Here is a 20,195-nt window from a genome sequence, read left to right as displayed (position 1 = left end):
AAGAACCGCCGCACTGGATTCCAGTGCGGCGGTTCTTTTTTATTTGTCGATCTCCATCTCGATCAGTACGCGGCGCAACAGCTTTCCGGTGGCATTGCGCGGGAGTTCGTCGATGAAGACGATGTCGCGGGGCACCTTGTAACGCGCCAAGTTGGAGCGGACGTGAGCTTTGAGGTCTTCGGAGTTCTTGTCTGCTCCGGGTGCGATGACAACAAACGCGCGCAGGCGGTGCCCGAAGTCCGCGTCCTCCACCCCGATCACTGCCGCTTCCAACACGTCCTCGCGGTCGGCGAGTAGGTTCTCGACTTCGAGTGGATAGACGTTCTCGCCGCCCGAGACGATCATGTCGTCATCTCGTCCGTCGACAAAGAGCAGGCCGTTGGCGTCGAAGTGCCCGACGTCGCCGGTGGAGAGGAGGCCGTCGATGCGTTCCTTGTCTCTGCCGTCGGTGTAACCCTCGAAGCTGAGGCCACTGGCGACAAAAATTCGCCCAATGGTGTGGGGCGTGGTGACCTTCTGGTTGTTCTCGTCGAACAGTTCGACGTGACACGTCACCGGCGCACGGCCGGCGGTGCCCGGTGCGATTGTCAGATCCTCCGGCGTTGCCACGGTAGCGACAGCCACCTCGGTGGACCCGTACAGGTTGTAGAGCACGTAGCCGAAGGATGCGGTCACGCGCTTACACAGATCGGGGGACAGTGACGCTCCGGCCGAGAAGACGATCTTCAAGTTCGATGTGTCGTACTTGGACAACACCGCCGGCCCGAGGTCGATGATGCGTTGCAACATCGTGGGAACTACTACGAGGCTGTCGCATTTGTGTTGCGCGACAAGCTTGACGGTGTTCTCGGGATCAAATTTCCGATGCATCACCACCGTCTGGCCCAAACCCAGCGCGAGCGCGAACTGAGAGACGCCGGTGCCGTGGAATGCCGGTGCCGCCATCATCATGGTCTGGCCGCGGCGTAGCGGGACTCGGTCGAGGAACTGCGCCGACGCCAACGGGGAGGTATGGCCGCGGGGCGCTCCCTTGGGTGTGCCGGTAGTGCCACTCGTGAGGAGGACGAATCCGCCGTTCGTTGAGGGTGCCGGGACAGCGGAAGTGCCGCGCCCGGCAATGGCGTCGTCGAGGGAGTGAACGGTGGACGGCACTTCTGCCCAGGAACGGTATTTCTTCACGCTGGTCGGAAGCGCATCGGCGATGTCGGCGAATTCGTCGTCGTAGACAAAGGCGACGACCTTTTCCCGGGCAGCCACGTCGACCAGTTGGGGACGGGCGAATCCGGTGTTCATCAGTACCAGTTTGGTGCCGTTCTTGGCGGCCGCCAGCATCGTGAGCACCAGGCCACGATGGTTGCGACACATCGCACCCATCACTGAATCGGCGGTGATGCCTTCGGCCTGCCACGCCCGGACCAGCGCGTTACTCTGCCGTTCCAGTTCTGCATAGGTAATCGGTCCACGTTCGTCGATGATGGCCACGGCATCGAGGCCGTTCTCGGCGTGCGCGTGCACCGGTCCGGCAAATGGTCCGTACTTGTCCACTGCAGCAATGGACTTCAAGCCTTTGTCGATGCGCGGAAACGGAACCAGTCCGGCCCGGATCATGACCCCGGCAGCTCCGATGGTGTCCGTGACTTTAGTGACCAATCCAGGCATCCGTGAACCTCTTTCGGGCGTCGCAATGGTGCGGTCCTCCACCCTAACGCGCACATAGCCCCCGCCGCGGTGGATCAGCGGCGGGGGCGAGTGGTAGGGAAACTGCTACTTCAGCTGAGCTGACGACTTTCCGAGCAGACGTCGCGCAATGATGAGCTGCTGAATCTGCTGCGTGCCCTCGAAGATGTCGAGAATCTTGGAGTCGCGGCCCCACTTCTCGAGCAACGGGCGCTGGGAGTAGCCGTAGGTGCCCGCCAACTCGACGGCCTTGAGCGTGACGTCGGTACCGGTGCGACCGGCCTTGGCCTTGGACATGGAAGCCTCGAGAGAGTTGGGCTTCTTGTTGTCGGCCATCCACGCTGCGCGCAGGGAGAGCAGGTAGGCGGCTTCCCAATCGGCTTCCAGGCGAATGAACTCGGCGGCGGCAGCATGCTGGTTGTATACCGGTGTGTCGTAAGAGATCTCGACTCCGGCTTCGGTGAGGATGCTACGAAGCTCCTCGAGGGCTGCGCGGCCGACGCCCACAGCCATGGCGGCAACCAGTGGGCGGGTGTTGTCGAACGTCTGCATGACGCCGGCAAAGCCCTTCTCCACGTTGACCTCGGCGCTACCGAGGATGTTGTCGGCCGGGATGCGGCAGTTCTGAAGCAGGAGCACCGCTGTGTCGGAAGCCTTGATGCCCAGCTTGTGCTCGAGGCGGGCGACGCTCAGACCCGGAGCGTCACGCGGGACGACAAACGACTTGATTGCCGCGCGGCCCTTCGACTTGTCGACTGACGCCCATACGACGATGTGGGTAGAACGCTCACCGGCGGTGACAAAGATTTTCTCGCCGTTGAGGACCCACTCGTCGCCGTCGAGAACTGCGGTGGTGGTGACGGCTGCCGAGTCCGAACCGAAACTCGGTTCCGTGATAGCCATCGACGCCCACACCTTGCCGAAGCGTTCTAGCTGCTCGTCGGTGGAGACAGCGGCGATGGCCGCGTTGCCCAGACCCTGATAGGGGATCGAGAGCATGAGGCCGACGTCGCCCCAGGAAGTTTCGAGCGAGTTGAGCAGAGCGGACATGTTGCCGCCGTTGGCATTACCGGTCTTTCCGGAATCGGCGCGGCCACCGGCAGCGCCGCCGATGTCTCCACCGGAGTCGGACAGGCCCTCAACCATGGCAGCCATGGTGTCGAGTTCGACGGGGTATTCGTGTTCGGCCAGATCGTATTTACGCGAGATGGGCCGGAAGATCTGAGCCGCGACCTGATGTGCCTGGTTCGCAGATGCTTTGAGCTTCCGGGGAAGTTCGAGATTGATCATCGTGGTTCTCCTTGGAAGGTCAGCGGCGTCAGATAAGGACGATGCCCTCGGCAACGCCGATGGCACGAAGATCGCGGTACCAGCGCTCGACGGGGTGCTCCTTGGTGAACCCGTGTCCACCGAGGAGTTGTACGCCGTCGAGGCCGATCTGCATGCCCTTCTCGGAAGCCAACTTCCGGGCGAGAGCGGATTCACGAGCGAAGGACAGTCCCTGCTCGGCACGTGACGCACCGCGCAGCGTGACGAGGCGCATGCCGTCCAGTTCGATGGCGATGTTGGCCACCATGAAGGCAACTGCCTGACGGTGGCTGATCGGCTCGCCAAAGGCTTCGCGCTCGTTGACGTACGGAATCACGTAGTCCAGGACGGCTTGGCTGGTGCCGACAGCCATCGACGCCCAACCCAAGCGTGCCAGGCGAATCGCGTCGGCATATTCGGCCTTGCGCTGATCCGCGTCGCCGTCGCCGAGAAGCGCAGACTGGGAAACCGAGACGTCGGTGAGGATCAAGCGGCCCAGTCCGGCGGCGCGCAGACCCATGCTGGGATCGGCTTCGACAATCAAGCCTTTGGTGTCGGATTCGACGATGAAGAACGACGGCTTGCCGTCGAGTTCTGCGGCGATGATGAAGAGTTCGGAGGTGGCTGCGGCGGGTACGAGGCTCTTGACGCCGTTGAGCTTGTATCCGCTGGGGGAGCGAACAGCCTTGGTCTGCAGGGCAAACGGGTCGAACAACGCGCGAGGCTCGTTGACGACGACTGCTGCGCCGGGCACCTGCTCGCCGGTGAAAGCGGGGAGGTACGTCTTCTGCTGAGCGTCCGTGCCCCACTGGGTGAGGGCAACTGCAACACCGCTCGGTGCGAGGATTGGCAGGGCGAGACCCATGTCGCCATGCGCAAGTGCCTCGGCGACAAGAGAATTGGTCACCGCTCCGCGGTCGGCGGCTGCACCGTCGAGTTCTTCCGGAACGTTGATCAGCGTGATGCCGAGTTCGGCAGCTCGCTTCGAGAGATCCGCGGGAGCCGTGGCAGCGCCGTCGGCGTCGTGTGCTGCCGGACGCAGAATCTCGGACGCGAAGTCGCGGACCGTTTCCACGATCATCTTCTGATCTTCGTCGGGGGTCAGATCGAAGTAATCGGCGTTCTTGGTGGGGTTGTCGGCCAGACGCTTGGGCGCGTCGTTGCCGGCTACCTTCTTGAAGCCGCGAGTGGCGGCACCGAGGGTTTTGAAGCCGGTCTTGGTGCTCTCGTACGTCACGCGATCGATCGTCTGGCGCAGGTTGAACTTGTCTGCGAACTCCGAACCGGTGATCTTGGTAAGCACACGCATGGCTGCGCCCATTGCGTCCCGTTTGATCGGGTTCAGTCCGACGGCGGACGTGTCGCGGGGCTGCGCCGTGGCATGGCTCTTGCTTGGGGCCACACTGTCTTGCTTGGTCATGATCACCAGCTGTTTCTCGGTGTCGGGGCATTGGACGATCACTATCTTACTCAGGAGTAAGGAGCGTTGTCGAGAAACCCTGAGAATTCGTTCTAGGCTCAACTGGTGAAGCGGACGGAAATGCCAGACCGAGTCCAGGGATTAGCGCGATACGCGCCACTGGTATTGGTGCCGTGCTTGCTGCTCGCCAGCACGTATCCGGGGGAGTACCGAGTGCCCGCGTCGTACTGGGCGCTCTCGGTGGCGGCGGCACTGGTGTTCGTGGCAGGTCGCCGTTGGCCGACAACTGCGTCGCTCGCCATCTCGGCTCTGGCTGTTCCGATGTTCGGGGTCGATGCGTGGGGCTTGTCGGAACTTGTCCCGTATCTCGGCGCCGTCGCCGTTGTGGACGTCACGATGCGCGCTGCGCGGCGTGACTTGATTGTGGTCTCTGTGGCCGGGTGGAGTGCTGCGGTCCTGGCCGGCATCTGGTTCGAACCGCACGAGAGTATGTGGTCGGTGACGACGGCGGTGAAAGTGCTTGCGTACGTGGGGCTGCCGTTGCTGCTCGGGCTGTATCTGCGTTCGCAGCGAGAGTTGGCAGCCCAAGCCGAAGTGCATACCCGCGCAGCCGAGCGAAGTGCTCTCGCGAGGGAACTGCACGACCTCGTCGCCCACCATATGGCTTCAATCGTCCTGAGAATTGGTGTCGCTCAACATGTATTGGCACCCCAGGATGAAGCCGTGCAAGAGGTGTTCTCCGATGTGAGGGCGACAGCGTCCGACGCTCTGGCCGACATTCGACGTTTGCTGAGCGCACTGCGTGATCCATCGCTGAGCGAAGTTGCACTGGTGGAACCGACGGCTGTCGCTTCGGAACTCGAGGCGGCCGTTCAACGAGTGCGGGCCGCAGGATTCGACGTCGATGCGGCCATCGACGCGGACATCACCGGCCTCGACGCGATCGGCAGGTTGACGCTGCTTCGGGTTGTTCAGGAATCGCTCACGAACGTCATGAAGCATGGTGACCCGACTGTCACCGTTGCGGTATCGGTACGCCGAGTCGGGCAGGGCGCCGAAGTGCGCGTGGTCAACTCGCCTGTGCGGCCGCTCCATCAGCCGGGACACGGTTTGATCGGGATGCAGGAGCGCGTGCAGTTAGTAGGTGGTTCGATGACCTTCGGCGAACAAGGTGACGGGAAATGGGAAGTGCACGTGAAGATCCCCGGGAGCAACTCGTGATCGGAGTCTTGATCGTCGATGACCAGCGCTTGGTTCGCGCCGGCCTACGGATGCTGTGTGAATCTGCCGACGACATCGAGGTGATGGCCGAAGCAACGAACGGAGTGGAAGCGATCGCGCTGGCCGCTGAGCTGGACCCGGATGTCATTCTCATGGATCTGCGTATGCCTGGCCTCGACGGAATCGGTGCGACGCAGCAGATCGTCAAGTCGGGCCGCGGTGCCAGAATCCTCGTGCTGACCACATTCGACGACGACGATCACCTGTATCCGGCACTCGCGGCCGGGGCGGCCGGATTCTTGGTGAAGGACACAGAACCGTCCGAACTGTTGGACGGTATCCGCCGAACAGCGGAAGGTGAGATGGTGTTCTCACCCGAGCTACTGCGCCGTGTCGTGGATCGCGCGGTGCTCGGCGGGCAGGCTGAATCCACTGTGGTGGCAGCAGTTCCGCTCACCGACCGTGAAACGCAGGTTCTCGCGTTGGTTGCCGAAGGCAAAAGCAATCAGGAAATCGCGGATGCACTTCATCTCGGGGTGACGACGGTGAAGACGCACGTGGCGAACCTGATGTCGAAGACGGGTTGCGACAATCGGGTTCGCCTCGCGGTCTACTACCTGCAGCGAGGTCAGTGACCCGGCATATCCATCGGCATGTCCATCTGCATCGGTGTGCTTTTCTGTCCCGGTTCGAGGACGAGGAATTGTCCCATCATTCCCTGGTCCTCGTGCATCAGTAGGTGGCAGTGGAACATGTACGGAAACGTCGGATCGCTGTACTCGGACCACTTCAAGGCCAAGCGGATGCGGCTTCCCGGTGGGGTATAGATGGTGTCCTTGAGTCCGCGTAGGTGGGGCGGGGGGGTGCGGCCGTCCACATCGAGGACTTCGAACTGAACGTCGTGAACGTGGAAGTTGTGCGGCCAGTTGTCTTTGTTCGTGACAGTCCACACTTCGGTGGAACCCACTTCTGCCTCGAAATCGATGCGGTTCATATCCATTCGTTGGTTGTTGATCATGAACCACTGGAGATCGAACTCTCGGCGAACGCTTGCTGCAGTCGGATCGATTCGCGCGATCGTAGCCAGTTTTGCCGGTAGTTCCGAACGGGAAACTCGGGTACCGGTTCCGCGCAGTTGCACGATATCGAAGCGATCATTCATTCCGTAACCGGCTGCGTCAGAACGATTTACCCCACCGCCGTCCTCGATCGGGAACGACGTCAGAGTTGTCGTGGCTCCGGGGTCGATGCGGACGACGATCTCGGCACGCTCACCGGGGCTGAGCTGAATTCGCTTTACACTGATCGGAGATTCGAGCAAGCCGCCGTCGGTAGCGATCAGATCAAATGCCCGGTCGTCGGGGAATCCGAGGTTGTAGAGGCGCCCGGATGAACCGTTCAGCAATCTCAATCGTATTGTGCCCGTGGTGACGTCGAGGTAGGCGTCGGAAATTCCGTTGGTGATAATGGTGTCGCCGAGCAGTCCGACGTCCGTCGGGTCGGATTCGTCGAAGGCACCGGTAGCGGTGAATCGTCGATCCTGAATGACGATCGGAACATCGTCGAGTCCATAGGTTTTCGGGATGTCGAGGGCATCGGTCTCGGCGTCGTCGATCAGGAACAGACCGGCCAGGCCTCGCATCACGTGCCGTTCGGTGGCGCCGTGTGGATGCGGGTGGTACCAGAGCGTCGACGCAGGCTGATCGATTGTCCACTCAGGCTCCCAGCGTCCGCCTGCCTCGATGGTCTGGTGCGGTCCGCCGTCGAACTTGGCGGGGAGGTGCATGCCGTGCCAGTGCACGGTCGTCGGCTCGTCGAGGGTGTTGTCGATGGTGAATGCCACCGACTCTCCACGTTTCGCCCGAATGGTCGGTCCCAGGACCGAGCCGTTGAATCCCCAGGTATCCGTGAGCTTTCCGGCGACAATTTCTGTGGTCCCCGCGCCGGCGCTGAGTGTGAAGTGGCGTACGCCCGAACTGTCGACGATTGACGGTGCCAGCGGCGGGACGGGGAGGGGACGTGATGCGCCTGGTTCTGCACCTCGCGATTTCGGACCGGCAGTGCAACCCAGCGCGAGTCCGAGCGGTGCGGCTGCAAAGCCCCACAGGATTGTGCGTCTGGAAATCCGGTTCATCATGCTCCTGGAAGTAGTACGTGATCGACTACTTCCAGTGTTCGGGGATGACGGATCTGCCGAATCCTGCTTGCGGACCCGTCGCGCATCCTCCCGCGGACCCTTGCGGACCGCTCAAAGTTTTGCTACCGCAGGCGCGCCAGCACAGCCTCGTGGAGCAAACCGTTGGTCGCGACGGCACTGCCACCGTGTGGGCCGGCGCCGCCGCCCAAGTCGGTGAACACGCCACCGGCTTCGCGAACCAGTACGTCCAGGGCGGCGAGATCCCAGAGTGAGACCTCGGGTTCGGCAGCGATGTCCACTGCGCCTTCCGCAACGAGGCAGTAGGAGAAGAAGTCGCCGTAGCCGCGTACTCGCCAGACATGGTCGGTGAGTTCGATGAACTGGTCGCGGATACCGCGGTCCTTCCATCCGGACAGGCTCGAAAAGCTCAGGCTCGAAGATTCGCTGCGGTCGACGGCCGAGACCTGGATGCGGCGAGCATCGGCGCTGTCGTGCGACGTGAATGCGCCCAAACCTGTTGCTGCCCACCAGCGCCGGTTCAGTGCCGGTGCGCTGACAACGCCCACGACCGGTACGCCGTCCTCGAGCAAACTGATCAGGGTTGCCCAGACCGGGACGTTGCGCACGAAGTTCTTGGTGCCGTCGATCGGGTCGACCACCCACTGTCGACCTTCGAAGATCGCGTCGCCGCCGAACTCTTCACCGAGGACGGCGTCGCCCGGCCGTTGTTCCGCAAGAGTTGCGCGCACGGCCCGCTCGACGGCGAGGTCGGCGTCGGATACCGGCGTGAGGTCGGGCTTGTCGTCCACCCGAAGGTCGAGTGCGCCGAAGCGGGCGCGAGTGATCGCGTCAGCTTCGTCCGCGATACGGAGGGCCAGTGCAAGGTCGGAAGCAAGATCGGTCACGGGTAGACAACTTACCGGCTCAGCCAGGAGTGACTTCGTTCAGCTTTCCGGTTGCGACGTCGAAGACAAAACCTCGAAGTGAGGTCGTCGCGGTGATGAACGGACTGCTCTCGATGCGTCGCAGGGATTGACGGACATCTTCTTCCACATCGGTAAAGGACTCGGCAGACCAATTCGGCTTGATTCCGGTTTCGTCCTGGATGGAACGTTTGAAGGCGTCGTCGGTGAACGTCAGCATCCCGCAGTCGGTGTGGTGGATGAGAATGATCTCAGTGGTACCGAGGAGTCGTTGGCTGATTGCCAGCGAGCGGATCTCGTCGTCGGTGACCACACCGCCCGCGTTGCGGATGACGTGTGATTCACCTTCTTTGATGCCGAGCATTCGATACACGTCGAGGCGGGCATCCATACAGGCCAGAACTGCGACGTGCTTGCTGGGTGGTAGGGGGAGCGGCCCGGAGAATTGCTCCGCATAGGCGGCATTGTTCTGTAGGTATTCATCGGTGACGGTCATCTCGGACGTGCCTTTCGAGAGTGCGGACTGTTCCCTTTCCAGTAGGTGCTTTCGCCGACTCGACCGCAAGGGTTCGCGTCTTGCTGATCAGAAGGGTGATAGGCGACAGGGCTGTCGGTGACACCCGGTAGCCTTGAGAACCGTGCATCCTGACGTAATTGCAGACCTGAACGCGCTCGACACCACTCTTCGCACCTGCGAATCGGTTGTGGACGTCGAAGAGCTGCGCCGACGCATCGACGAGCTCGAGCATCAGGCTGCCGATCCGGGCCTGTGGAACGACCAGGACCACGCCCAGCAGGTCACCAGCGCTCTCTCGCACGCGCAGGCAGAACTGCGTCGTATCGTCGCGCTGCGTGAGCGGCTCGACGAGATGCCGATTCTCTACGAGTTGGCCGAGGACGAGGGTGACGACGCCCTTGCCGACGCCGACGCCGAGCGGGCTAGCCTGCGCGAGGACATCGCGGCCATGGAAGTCAAGACGATGCTCTCGGGCGAATACGACGAGCGTGACGCGCTGATCAACATCCGCTCCGGTGCCGGTGGCATCGATGCTGCGGACTGGGCCGAGATGCTCATGCGCATGTACATCCGCTGGGCTGAGAAGCACGACTATGGCGTCGAGGTCTACGACACGTCGTATGCGGAAGAAGCCGGTCTCAAGAGTGCGACCTTCGCGATCAAGGGTCCGTACACTTACGGCACCCTGTCCGTGGAGATGGGTACGCACCGGCTAGTCCGGATCAGTCCGTTCGACAACCAGGGTCGTCGTCAGACGTCGTTTGCCGAGGTCGAGGTCCTGCCGGTGGTCGAGACCACCGACCACATCGAGATCAACGAAAACGACATCCGCGTCGACGTCTATCGCTCTTCGGGCCCCGGCGGTCAGTCCGTGAACACCACCGACTCCGCCGTACGCCTGACGCACATCCCGACGGGCATTGTCGTGACGTGTCAGAACGAGAAGTCGCAGCTCCAGAACAAGGTGTCCGCGATGCGCGTCCTGCAGGCCAAGTTGCTGGCCGTCAAGCGTCAGGAAGAGCGCGCCGAGATGGATGCCCTCAAGGGTGACAGCGGCAGTTCGTGGGGTAACCAGATGCGTTCCTACGTGCTGCACCCGTACCAAATGGTCAAGGACCTGCGTACCGAGTACGAGGTCAACAACCCGTCGGCAGTGCTCGACGGCGATATCGACGGTTTCCTCGAGGCCGGCATCCGCTGGCGCATGAGCGAAGACCAGACCACATAGCTTTTACAGAAAGGCACGATGAATTTTCTGCAACCAGGTGAAACACTGGTCGCGTGGCTGAAGGACGATGGGTTGTCGATTCTGACAACCGTGCTCGGAGCGTTGCTCTTGGCTCGTTTTGTCAGTTGGGGCGGCAACAAGGTCACCGATCAGATCGACTCCAACTATCAGTTGGGTGACGCGCTGGTCCGCTCGGAGGCCACCAAGCATCGCCATTCGGTAGCGCAGGTGATCACGTGGGTGATCATCACGTTCATCTACGTCATCGCGACGATGAAGGTGCTCGACCAGTTGAACCTGCCGATCGGAAGTCTGGTTGCTCCGGCGACGGTTCTCGGTGCGGCGCTCGGCTTCGGCGCGCAGCGGGTGGTACAGGACATTCTGGCCGGATTCTTCATCATCACCGAACGCCAGTACGGGTTCGGTGACACCGTGCGACTGGCCATTACCGGTTCGTCCGACGATGCCGAAGGCGTCATCGAGGACGTGACCTTGCGTGTCACACGGATGCGCAACGCGGACGGCGAAGTGATCACCGTCCCCAACGGCCAGATCGTGAAAGCGACCAACCTGTCCAAGGATTGGGCGCGTGCCGTCATCGACGTCCCGGTTCCGGCAACGGCCGATCTCACCCGGGTCAACGAGGTGTTGCGTCAGGTCGGAGTCGACGCGATGGCCGATCGTGGGCTCAAGAAACTGCTCCTCGACGAGCCGACGGTCATGGGCGTCGAAAGCCTCGAAGTCGACCAGGTCATGATTCGGATGGTCGCGCGCACACTGCCCGGCAAGCAGTTCCAGGTGAGCCGTGCATTGCGAGTTCGCGTTGCTGCGGCATTGCGGCGGCAAGGAATCACCGTCACACCCGGAATTCATACAGCCAGTACGGCCAGTGCCGAGGAGGCGAGCGAATGACCGATCAGGAACCTCGTCGTGGTATCGAAAAATTCTTGCATCTGGATTGGTTGCCGGCGAAGTTGTTCGGCGGCCGAATACGGACGTCCACATTCATCTTGATCGTGGCGTGGCTTCTCGCCGGTTTCGCTCACTCGTATTTCAACCCGGCAGTGCCGGCGGCAGCGCCGGTACCTGCTGCTGAATCGTCGGTGCCGGAGCCGAACGTGTCGCCGCGGGAAAATACGTCGACACCAAGTGCGACGACAACAACCACCGCGGTGCCGACCACCACGGAGTCCACGCCCACCAGCACCGGTGAATCCATCACCCAAAGGGTTCCGGGAGCTTCGACGACTACCGGTGTACCACCGGGACCTCCGCCGGTTCCCGAGGAGGTACCGGAGAATCCGGGTCAGGCCGGCGTTACGACGCCCACTGCGACCACCACGACGCCCCCACTGACACAAGCTCCGACAACCACCGAAACGCAGTAAATCGGGCACTGTCGCAGCGCGTTGCTCCAAGGTCACTGTTATATAACGGCTAGACTGGCTTGTTGTGATCAGCATGAAGAATGTGTCGAAGTCCTACAAGGCCTCCACCAGGCCGGCGCTCGACAACGTCAGTGTGGAGGTGGAGAAGGGGGAGTTCGTCTTCCTCATCGGCCCCTCCGGCTCCGGCAAGTCGACCTTCATGCGCCTACTCCTCAAGATGGAGTCGCCCACGTCGGGCGATATCGAAGTCGGTGAATTCCACGTCAACAAGTTGGCAGCGCGTCGAGTTCCGAAGCTTCGCCAGAGCATGGGATGCGTATTTCAGGATTTCCGGTTGCTCCAGCAGAAGACGGTGTCCGAGAACGTCGCCTTCGCTTTGGAAGTTATAGGCAAGCCGCGAAACGTGATCGCCCGAACCGTCCCCGAGGTCCTCGAAATGGTGGGTCTGTCCGGAAAAGCTGATCGCCTTCCGACCGAACTGTCCGGCGGTGAGCAGCAGCGCGTCGCAATTGCACGAGCCTTCGTCAACCGTCCGCTCGTTCTGCTCGCCGACGAACCCACCGGCAACCTGGACCCCGAAACCAGCCAGGACATCATGCTTCTTCTCGAGCGGATCAACCGCACGGGAACCACCGTCGTCATGGCGACCCACGACCACCACATCGTCGACTCCATGCGTCGACGCGTCATCGAACTCGATCTCGGCAAGGTCAGCAGAGACGAAGCGCGGGGTGTGTACGGCGTTGGCAGATAAACGCCGACGGCTCTACCTTTCATCCCGTACGCCCGCCGGCTGCTGTGAAGCGGCCGATTATTCGAGAAGGAATCGGATTCCCCGATGCGCGCCAGTTTTATTTTCAGCGAGGTCCTGACCGGCCTGCGCCGCAACATCACGATGACTATCGCCATGATCTTGACGACTGCGATTTCGTTGGGTCTCTTCGGTGGCGGACTGCTCGTCGTGCAGATGGCGGGCAAGACGCAGCAGATCTTCCTCGAGCGAGTTGAGGTGCAGATTTTTCTGACCGACGATATTTCGTCGACGGACCCCGGTTGTGAGCAGGAAATCTGCAGTTCCCTGCGACAAGAACTCGAGCAGACTCCGTCGGTGGTGGCGGTCCAGTTCCTCAACCGCGACGACGCGGTGAAGGATGCCACCGAGCGAGTGTTCAAGGACCAACCCGAGCTGGCGGCCCTGGTGAGCCCCGACAGTTTCCCGGCGTCGTTCAAGGTCAGGCTCAGTGATCCGGAGCGATTCGGTGTCATCAACGACTCCTTCGGTACCCGGCCGGGCGTCGAGAGCGTTCTCAACCAGCGTGAGCTCGTGGACCGTCTGTTCAGCGTTCTCGGGGGAGTCCGCAATGCTGCGTTCGCTATTGCCATCGTTCAGGCAGTTGCTGCAATTCTGTTGATTGCCAACATGGTTCAGATCGCGGCATTCACGCGGCGTACCGAGGTCAGCATCATGCGATTGGTGGGCGCGACGCGTTGGTACACGCAGCTTCCATTCCTCCTCGAAGCCATGGTTGCCGCGTTGATCGGTGCAGTGCTTGCCATTGCCGGACTGTTCACAGCCAAGAATGTCTTCATCGACGGTGTGCTGGCCGACGTGTACGAAGCCAACATCGTCGCCCGGATTTCCAACAGTGACATCCTGTTCGTCTCGCCGTTCCTGGTTCTCGCAGGCGTGGGAATGGCAGCGATCACGTCGTACATCACCTTGCGTCTGTACGTCCGGGAATAATCAGTTTGCGTGAGCTTCTATGCTGGAGCCAGAAGTATAGATATTCGAGAAGATAGACAGCGGACTGAGAGGCCCGGACAGTGAAGGAACAGGGCCGCAAGGTCATTGCGACCAATCGCAAAGCGCGTCACAACTACACCATCATCGATACCTACGAAGCCGGAATCGCGCTCGTCGGCACCGAGGTCAAGAGTTTGCGCGAAGGAAAAGCGTCGCTCGTCGACGCATTCGCAACAGTAGACAACGGTGAGGTGTGGCTGCGATCGCTGCACATCCCGGAGTACACGCAGGGTAGTTGGACCAACCATTCGCCGCTGCGCGTTCGAAAACTGTTGCTGCACAAGCGTGAGATCGAGCATCTTGTGGGCAAGACCCGCGAGGGAAACCAGACACTGGTTCCTCTGTCGATGTATTTTGTCGACGGCAAGGTCAAGGTCGAGCTGGCTCTCGCGAAGGGTAAGCAGGACTACGACAAGCGCCAGGACATGGCCAAACGCACCGCTGAGCGCGAGGTGACCCGCGAGCTGGGCCGTCGTATCAAGGGAATGCGCGGGTAGTAGGTCTCCAGCCGCTCGCGTCTCTAGCCGCGCCGATCAGCAGGCGCGGCTCGCAGGTGCACTCGTTCGCCTTGCTTGCCGAACAGGCTGATGATCTCCGCTGGTCTGCCGTCGGCGGCGGAGAATCGATGCGGGATTCGGGTGTCGAACTCGGCGGCCTCGCCGGCTCCCATCACGAAATCGCGATCACCGAGTTGGAGCCGGACCCGACCCGACAGCACATAGAGCCATTCGTACCCTTCGTGTGTGCCGGGGTCGCGGATGTCGTCGGTGGGTGCCAGGATCATTTTGTAGGCCTGCAGATTTCCGGGCTGGCTGGTCAGGGGGATGATCGTCATGTTTCCGACGGTTTGAGGTTCCTCTCGAACCCGGGGGTCGTCGATGCCACTGTTGACCAGGTCGTCCAATGGCACACCATGGGCCTTGGCGATGGGGAGCAGGAGTTCCAAGTTCGCTTTTCTGCTGCCGGATTCCAGGCGTGACAACGTGCTGACGCTGATGCCGGTTGCTTCGGACAGCTCGGCCAAGGTCATATCCGACTGCTGACGCAGGGTGCGGAGGCGTGGCCCGATTCCAGCGAGGACGGTTTCGAACGTTGTGTCGGTCATGGACCTAGTTTGCCAAACTAGCAAGGGGGTTTGTCAATACTGAGGTCTGGTGTCAGTCTGGATTTATGACGAAGAACTCCTATGACGTAGCAGTAATCGGTGGCGGCGCAGCAGGGCTGAACGCCGCACTTATCCTGGGCCAGACCCGACGGGCGGTCGTGGTCTTCGACAACGGCACGCCACGCAACGCAGCCGCGGCGCACATGAACGGATTCCTCTCGCGGGACGGAATGAACCCGGCTGAACTCTTGACCGTCGGGCGCGGTGAGGTTCGGAAGTTCGGCGGCGAATTTCACGATGGAACCGTCGTGTCCGTCACCCGTGACGGTGCGCGGTTCTCGATCGAACTTGCCGACGGTGCAAGGATTTCCGTGCGCAAGGTTCTCGTGGCTACCGGTTTGACCGACCGCCTACCGGAAGAACTCCGCGGGTTCGGGGAGCGCTGGGGGCAAGACGTCTTGCACTGCCCGTACTGCCACGGATATGCAGTCCGCGATCAGCCGTTGGGCGTGATCGGCAAGAATGCAGAGTTTGCAATGCATCAGGCACTGATGATCCGTCAGTGGTCCGACGACGTTGTCCTCTTCCTGCATCGGATTGCAGAGTTGAGTGCCGAGGACCGGGAAAAGCTTGCAGCTCGAGATATTTCGATCGTGGAAGGCGAGGTATCTGGTCCGGTGATCGAGGGAGATCGCCTCGTCGGCATCCGATTGGTGGACGGCACCGCCGTCGCCCGGTCGGCGATCTTTGTCGGCGGCGCGATCACGATGGATCCCAATGACTCGATCCTGCGCGCCTTCGGGGCGGAGCGCGCCGCGAACCTGATGGGCGAGTTCGTGATTGCCGACAACATGGGTGCCACGAGCGTTCCCGGGGTATGGGCAGCGGGCAACGTCGTCGATCCGAGTGCGCAGGTCATCATGGCTGCGGCGGCCGGAGCCAAGGCCGGTGCGGCCATGAACATGGCGCTGACAACGGACGATCTCGAGGATGCACTTGCGCTGAGACGTTGAGACACTGATGATGTTGCTGCGTACGGTGGGGTGATGGACGCAGTGAGAGTGTTGATCACAGGCGCGACCGGCTACATCGGCGGACGACTGGCACCCCGCCTCGTGGAGGAGGGGCACCAGGTTCGGGTTCTGGTGCGTAGTCCCGAGAAGTTACGCGATGTTCCGTGGCGTGATTCAGCTCGGATCGTGCGCGGTGATCTGACCGACAAGCATTCCCTCGCAGGTGTTTTCGACGATGTTGACGTGGTCTACTACCTCGTGCACGCGATGGGCGGTGGGGGCGCGTTTTCCGATGTCGACAAACGCAGTGCGGAGAATGTGGCTACGGCCGCAGCTGCCGCAGGCGTGCGACGGATTGTCTATCTCGGCGGTCTGCATCCGTCGGACCGAGAGTTGTCGACGCATTTGAAGTCGAGACTCGAAGTCGGCCAAATCCTGCTCGCCTCCGAAGTGCCGACGATCGTCTTCCAAGCGGGGGTCGTGATCGGGTCGGGATCCGCATCCTTCGAAATGGTGCGTCACCTGACCAATCGACTTCCCGTGATGACTACTCCGAAGTGGGTGCACAACAATATTCAGCCGATCGCGGTGCGGGACGTTCTTCACTACCTCGTAGCGGCAGCGGCGGTGGAGCCTGTTATCAATCGCGCCTTCGATATCGGAGGGCCGGACGTTATGCAGTACGGCGAAATGATGAACACGTACGCCGACGTCGCCGGGTTGGTGCGTCGGCGCATTGTGGTGCTTCCGGTGCTGACGCCGAGACTTGCCGGCCACTGGGTGGGGCTGGTCACGCCGATTCCGCGACGTCTCGCGATGCCACTCATCGAGTCACTGCAGAACGACGCGGTGATGGCTGACCACGATATCGATGGCTTCATCCCACCGCCGAAGACCGGGCTGACTCCCTACCGTGAGGCGGTCCGGCTTGCCCTGCGCAAGATCGAGAACGGTGAGGTCGAGACGGCCTGGTCGGGCGCCTCGATCGAGGGCGCGCCGTCGGATCCGCTTCCGTCGGATCCTGATTGGGCCGGCGAAACGGTGTACGTCGACCATCGGGAACGCGCCTGTGCTGCAGATCCGCAAACTCTGTGGTCGGTCGTCGAATCCATCGGCGGTGAGAACGGTTGGTACTCATTCCCTTTGGCGTGGGCCATTCGAGGGTGGATGGATCGCGCGGTCGGCGGTGTCGGACTCCGACGAGGGCGGCGAGATCCGCGTCGGCTCAATACCGGTGAGGCCTTGGACTTCTGGCGTGTCGAAGAAATCGATCGCGGAAGATTGCTTCGACTGCGAGCGGAGATGAAAGTGCCCGGGGGAGCGTGGCTGGAGTTGCGCGTATCCGAGGGGACGGATGGTGGTTCTCACCTCGATCAACGGGCTGTTTTCTTCCCCCGTGGTCTCGCCGGACGGATGTATTGGTACGCGATCCTGCCCTTCCACGGTGTCGTTTTCCAGGGCATGATCACCAACATCACCGGGGCAGCAGAACGTGCCAATTAATTGGTATGACTTCCGAACGTCGGCGCGTTATAGTAGGTGGCCCCACGAAAGACGCGGGGCACACACGGGGCTGAACGGTTTCGACTGCGTGTGTTGAGTTAGGGGAAGCGTGTCGGTGCAGGCAAGAGACCACCGTAAGCGTCGCTGCAAACCTATAAGCGCCGATTCCAATCAGCGCGACTACGCTCTCGCTGCCTAAGTAGCGAAGCGTGTCTGTCAGCCCGGGGTTGCCCTCGACCCGGTTCCTGGCATCAGCTAGAGGGCTTTACTGTTCGGCTCGGTCACGGAGTCGAATGGGACATCAAACAGTGACTGGGATCGTCATCCTGGCTTGTCTGCGAGACTGGGAGATCCAAGTAGAGACTTAGCAGACTGCACACGGAGAAGCCCTAGCGATTCAACGTAGGACCCGGGTTCAATTCCCGGCAGCTCCACAACAGGTCGGGTCGGAGAGTTCACACTCTCCGGCCCGACCTTTTTGTGTTGTCGGTGGCTCTTGTGTTGTCAATGGTTGTCGATCAGGAGCCGAAGAATCCAAGGTCGACGGAACCCGTAAAGCCGGGAGCCTCCTTCGTCAGAGGCTTTCCATCGAGGTTTGCGGGCACTGCAATGCCGGGGCTCCGCAGAATGCTCGGGGTAATGTCGAGGTTTGCGGGCACTGTAATGCCGAGGCTCCGCAGAATGGTCGGGGTAATGTCCGCGATCGTGTAGTCGCCGGTGGCCTTGCCCGCCGTGTATCCGGCGCCGCGTGCGATCACAAATGAGGTTGCCTCTGCTGCGGATTGTCCGCCGTGGCCGCCCCACGGCTTGTGACCGTGATCGGCGGTGACGAGGACCGTCCACTGCTCGCCGGTCTTCGCGGCTCGGGCATCGACGGCGTTGATGATTCTTCCGACTTCTACGTCGACAGTCTCGATGCCCTTTTTGTATCCGGGTCCGTTGGTGCCGGCAGCGTGCCCTGCACCGTCGACCTGATCCAGTTGGGTGAAGATGAGGTCTGGGCCTCTGTCTGTGATGGCAGCAACGACTGCGTTTGCCGTCGCAATGTCTGTGGCAGCAATCGATCCGGCGTCGGGTGTGGTGATGACGAGATCGGCCTTCGGAGTGCCGCTGGATGCGATGTTGTTGATGCCGCCCCAGGTGGAGATCGACTCGGTCAGCAGGGCGGGGTTGGCTGCTTCGATCCGGGTGAAGACGGTGGGGTAGAGATCGTAGCGAGCGCCGGCAAACGTGTTGTCCATCACGCGGTGCTTGGTGTCCCAGACACCGGTGAGGATGGTGGACCACGACGGTCCGGAGATGGTGGTGTGGCCGAGGATGGACGATTCTCCGCTGGTTCCTTCGGCGATCAGCTTGTGCAGGTTGGGTGCATCGGCGGTCTTGATGTGGCTGAGCATTGTGCCGTCGAGTCCGATGACTACCGTCTTCTGGGTGGCAGCCGGAGTGAGCGCGGATGAGCCGGGACTGGCTGCGGCAGTCATAGTTCCGGCGACTACCGCGCCGGCGAGGAGGAATGTGAGAGCGACTGAGGTACGTGCGATTTTCTGGTTCACGCGTGGGAGCCTAAGCCCGTGCACTACCGGAATGTGAGGATGATCCGATTGTCTATTTCGGGGCCCAACTGTCGAGAATGACACTGACTGCATGGTCCAGGTGCAGTGGTTCACCTCCCCAGTTCGGGACGATCGCGTCGTCGAGGATGTCGCCGCGCAGGATTTGATCTGCCCGGCCGCTGATTGGCGGCGCTGGGGCAATGAGATCTCCGTCAGGCGTGCGGAACTCGAACTGTTGATCACCGAGCGCAGTGATCGTGAATTGGTCGCGGTGCAAAGCCCGATGACACGTGGCGCACAGCAAAATCAGATTGTCGAGATCGGTCTTTCCCCCGCGCCCCCAGAATCGGACGTGGTGAGCGTGTAGAAATCTGGTGCGTCCACAACCCGGTGTGCGGCAGTCGCCGTCGCGGTAGGTCAGAGCCAGCATCTGTTTGGCGCTTGTGACACGGGTCCGTAGGCCCAGGCTCAGGACGCGGCCCTTTTTGGTTTTCGCCAGTCGGAGGCGGGCGTTGCAGAGTACTTCCTCCGCATCGTTCTCGGGGAGCGCCGGCCCACCTGGTATCCGGATGGTGGCGTGTTCATGGAAGAACACAATTTCGGCGGCGCTGCCGGCTCCCGTTGCGGGGTTTGCGACTGCTGCTGCGGCGATGTCAGCCATCACCAGGAGTGCGGGTCCGATATCTCCCGGCGGTTTCTTGGCTGCATTCGCTTGTGTAACAGGTTCTTCCGGCTCAGAAGAGTCAGGCGCGGTGCGGATGCGTTCGCGCTCGCCGGCAGTGAGTGTGGCGAGGAGACGGGCGCCGTCTTGGGCCGGGAGGCGGCCTTTGACGACAAAATCTCCGGTGTCGGGGTCTCAATGCCAGCGCAACTGGAAGCGATCCGGCGATTTTCTGCGCTCAGCTTCTCTATCGGTGGCGGTATGGAGGCCGGCGACAAGGCGGTCGATCTGGGCGGCGGGCGCCTCGCGGCCCATGCGGACCATTTGCGTTTCGTTGGCCGGGGTTGCGACTCGGGTGAGCGCGCGCACCTTGGAATACGACAACTGGCCTTGTTCGAATGCTCGTTGCATCTTCGGCAATGGGCGGAGTGCTTTGGCGACGCGAACATATTCGCGTCCGGTGTGCAGGCTGAGCCCGCATTTCCAGGACAGCCAGTGGGCGCAGGAGTGAAGTCCGGGACCGGTCCAGCCGCGTTGTTCGTCGAAGTCGCCCAGGAGGGTGAGGAAACGGGCCGTGGCCGCCGCGATCTGGCCGGCGAGCGCGCAGATTTCGACACCGATGTTGTCGACGGCGGCCCTCTCGGATTCTTTGTCCGTGGCACTCTCGGTAAATCTGTCTGTAGTTCTGCCCAGTTCTACCGTGTCCATCGCCAACCCCCTGGCTCGAATATTTGTTC

The 20,195-nt window shown here is 61.6% G+C and carries 20 protein-coding genes and 1 other RNA gene; 11 read left to right on the top strand and 10 right to left on the bottom strand.

Going from position 1 to position 20,195, the window contains the following annotated elements; genetic code table 11:
- Nucleotides 1-39: 39 nt before the first annotated feature.
- From MTX36_RS08735 to MTX36_RS08725, 3 genes are all read right to left on the bottom strand, one after another.
- Nucleotides 40-1,659 carry an acyl-CoA synthetase gene (locus MTX36_RS08735; RefSeq protein ID WP_243619335.1) on the bottom strand — a complete coding sequence of 540 codons (1,620 nt, stop codon included), beginning with the start codon at nucleotides 1,657-1,659 and terminating at the stop codon, nucleotides 40-42.
- Between the two features lie 105 nt (nucleotides 1,660-1,764).
- Entirely contained in the window at nucleotides 1,765-2,967 is a 1,203-nt protein-coding gene (locus MTX36_RS08730; protein ID WP_243619334.1) for an acyl-CoA dehydrogenase family protein, read from the bottom strand.
- Between the two features lie 28 nt (nucleotides 2,968-2,995).
- Nucleotides 2,996-4,411: an acyl-CoA dehydrogenase family protein gene (locus MTX36_RS08725; protein ID WP_243619333.1), complete on the bottom strand. Its 1,416-nt coding sequence runs from the start codon at nucleotides 4,409-4,411 to the stop codon at nucleotides 2,996-2,998.
- A 114-nt stretch (nucleotides 4,412-4,525) separates the two neighbouring features.
- Here MTX36_RS08725 and MTX36_RS08720 point away from each other — a divergent pair, with 114 nt between their 5' ends.
- Both MTX36_RS08720 and MTX36_RS08715 read left to right on the top strand, forming a co-directional pair.
- The gene (locus MTX36_RS08720) at nucleotides 4,526-5,626 is read left to right on the top strand and encodes a histidine kinase (RefSeq protein ID WP_279394381.1); all 1,101 of its coding nucleotides are present in this window, start codon (nucleotides 4,526-4,528) and stop codon (nucleotides 5,624-5,626) included.
- Nucleotides 5,623-6,261 (top strand): response regulator transcription factor, encoded by a 639-nt coding sequence (locus tag MTX36_RS08715; protein ID WP_243619457.1) that lies wholly within the window; start codon nucleotides 5,623-5,625, stop codon nucleotides 6,259-6,261. The genes MTX36_RS08720 and MTX36_RS08715 overlap by 4 nt, the downstream gene beginning before the upstream one ends.
- Here MTX36_RS08715 and MTX36_RS08710 read toward each other — a convergent pair.
- The 3 genes from MTX36_RS08710 to MTX36_RS08700 all read right to left on the bottom strand — a co-directional run bounded on the left by MTX36_RS08710 (nucleotide 6,255) and on the right by MTX36_RS08700 (nucleotide 9,182).
- Complete coding sequence (locus tag MTX36_RS08710) at nucleotides 6,255-7,760, bottom strand: multicopper oxidase family protein (protein WP_243619456.1); 1,506 nt, start codon at nucleotides 7,758-7,760, stop codon at nucleotides 6,255-6,257. The two genes, MTX36_RS08715 and MTX36_RS08710, sit on opposite strands and share 7 nt — an antisense overlap.
- 125 nt (nucleotides 7,761-7,885) lie before the next feature.
- Nucleotides 7,886-8,668, bottom strand: coding sequence for a histidinol-phosphatase (hisN, locus tag MTX36_RS08705; RefSeq protein WP_243619331.1), 783 nt, complete (start codon nucleotides 8,666-8,668; stop codon nucleotides 7,886-7,888).
- Between the two features lie 19 nt (nucleotides 8,669-8,687).
- On the bottom strand, nucleotides 8,688-9,182 hold the full coding sequence (locus tag MTX36_RS08700) for a carbonic anhydrase (RefSeq protein WP_243619330.1): 495 nt from the start codon (nucleotides 9,180-9,182) through the stop codon (nucleotides 8,688-8,690).
- Nucleotides 9,183-9,324: 142 nt separating this feature from the next.
- Between MTX36_RS08700 and prfB the strand changes: the two genes are divergently transcribed.
- The 6 genes from prfB to smpB all read left to right on the top strand — a co-directional run bounded on the left by prfB (nucleotide 9,325) and on the right by smpB (nucleotide 14,120).
- Complete coding sequence (gene prfB / locus MTX36_RS08695) at nucleotides 9,325-10,431, top strand: peptide chain release factor 2 (protein ID WP_243619329.1); 1,107 nt, start codon at nucleotides 9,325-9,327, stop codon at nucleotides 10,429-10,431.
- 18 nt (nucleotides 10,432-10,449) lie between these two features.
- The gene (locus MTX36_RS08690) at nucleotides 10,450-11,343 is read left to right on the top strand and encodes a mechanosensitive ion channel family protein (protein WP_243619328.1); all 894 of its coding nucleotides are present in this window, start codon (nucleotides 10,450-10,452) and stop codon (nucleotides 11,341-11,343) included.
- Nucleotides 11,340-11,819, top strand: coding sequence for a hypothetical protein (locus MTX36_RS08685; RefSeq protein WP_243619327.1), 480 nt, complete (start codon nucleotides 11,340-11,342; stop codon nucleotides 11,817-11,819). Before MTX36_RS08690 ends, MTX36_RS08685 begins: the two co-directional genes overlap by 4 nt.
- 73 nt (nucleotides 11,820-11,892) lie before the next feature.
- On the top strand, nucleotides 11,893-12,573 hold the full coding sequence (ftsE, locus tag MTX36_RS08680) for a cell division ATP-binding protein FtsE (RefSeq protein WP_206041267.1): 681 nt from the start codon (nucleotides 11,893-11,895) through the stop codon (nucleotides 12,571-12,573).
- An 84-nt stretch (nucleotides 12,574-12,657) separates the two neighbouring features.
- Nucleotides 12,658-13,563, top strand: coding sequence for a permease-like cell division protein FtsX (gene ftsX / locus MTX36_RS08675; protein WP_243619326.1), 906 nt, complete (start codon nucleotides 12,658-12,660; stop codon nucleotides 13,561-13,563).
- An 80-nt stretch (nucleotides 13,564-13,643) separates the two neighbouring features.
- Entirely contained in the window at nucleotides 13,644-14,120 is a 477-nt protein-coding gene (gene smpB, locus MTX36_RS08670; protein ID WP_094272170.1) for an SsrA-binding protein SmpB, read from the top strand.
- A gap of 23 nt (nucleotides 14,121-14,143) precedes the next feature.
- Here smpB and MTX36_RS08665 read toward each other — a convergent pair whose 3' ends face one another.
- A complete protein-coding gene (locus MTX36_RS08665) occupies nucleotides 14,144-14,728 on the bottom strand; it encodes a helix-turn-helix domain-containing protein (RefSeq protein WP_243619325.1) in 585 nt (194 codons plus the stop codon).
- Between the two features lie 65 nt (nucleotides 14,729-14,793).
- On the opposite strand from MTX36_RS08665, the gene MTX36_RS08660 reads away from it, so the two are divergent.
- The 3 genes from MTX36_RS08660 to ssrA all read left to right on the top strand — a co-directional run bounded on the left by MTX36_RS08660 (nucleotide 14,794) and on the right by ssrA (nucleotide 17,681).
- On the top strand, nucleotides 14,794-15,741 hold the full coding sequence (locus MTX36_RS08660) for an NAD(P)/FAD-dependent oxidoreductase (protein ID WP_243619324.1): 948 nt from the start codon (nucleotides 14,794-14,796) through the stop codon (nucleotides 15,739-15,741).
- 33 nt (nucleotides 15,742-15,774) lie between these two features.
- Entirely contained in the window at nucleotides 15,775-17,244 is a 1,470-nt protein-coding gene (locus MTX36_RS08655) for an SDR family oxidoreductase (RefSeq protein ID WP_243619323.1), read from the top strand.
- Between the two features lie 66 nt (nucleotides 17,245-17,310).
- Nucleotides 17,311-17,681, top strand: a transfer-messenger RNA (tmRNA) gene (gene ssrA / locus MTX36_RS08650).
- Between the two features lie 81 nt (nucleotides 17,682-17,762).
- Here ssrA and MTX36_RS08645 read toward each other — a convergent pair.
- The 3 genes from MTX36_RS08645 to MTX36_RS08635 all read right to left on the bottom strand — a co-directional run bounded on the left by MTX36_RS08645 (nucleotide 17,763) and on the right by MTX36_RS08635 (nucleotide 20,166).
- A complete protein-coding gene (locus MTX36_RS08645) occupies nucleotides 17,763-18,797 on the bottom strand; it encodes an alkaline phosphatase family protein (protein ID WP_243619322.1) in 1,035 nt (344 codons plus the stop codon).
- 52 nt (nucleotides 18,798-18,849) lie between these two features.
- Nucleotides 18,850-19,458: an HNH endonuclease signature motif containing protein gene (locus MTX36_RS08640; protein WP_243619321.1), complete on the bottom strand. Its 609-nt coding sequence runs from the start codon at nucleotides 19,456-19,458 to the stop codon at nucleotides 18,850-18,852.
- Nucleotides 19,459-19,653: 195 nt separating this feature from the next.
- Complete coding sequence (locus tag MTX36_RS08635) at nucleotides 19,654-20,166, bottom strand: DUF222 domain-containing protein (protein ID WP_243619320.1); 513 nt, start codon at nucleotides 20,164-20,166, stop codon at nucleotides 19,654-19,656.
- Between the last annotated feature and the right edge of the window lie 29 nt (nucleotides 20,167-20,195).

Origin of the sequence: Rhodococcus sp. ARC_M6 (genome assembly GCF_022810305.1) — a bacterium.
Classification (GTDB): domain Bacteria; phylum Actinomycetota; class Actinomycetes; order Mycobacteriales; family Mycobacteriaceae; genus Rhodococcus_F.
The sequence above is the reverse complement of the archived record's forward strand: the minus strand, read 5'-3'. Positions and strand labels throughout refer to the sequence as shown.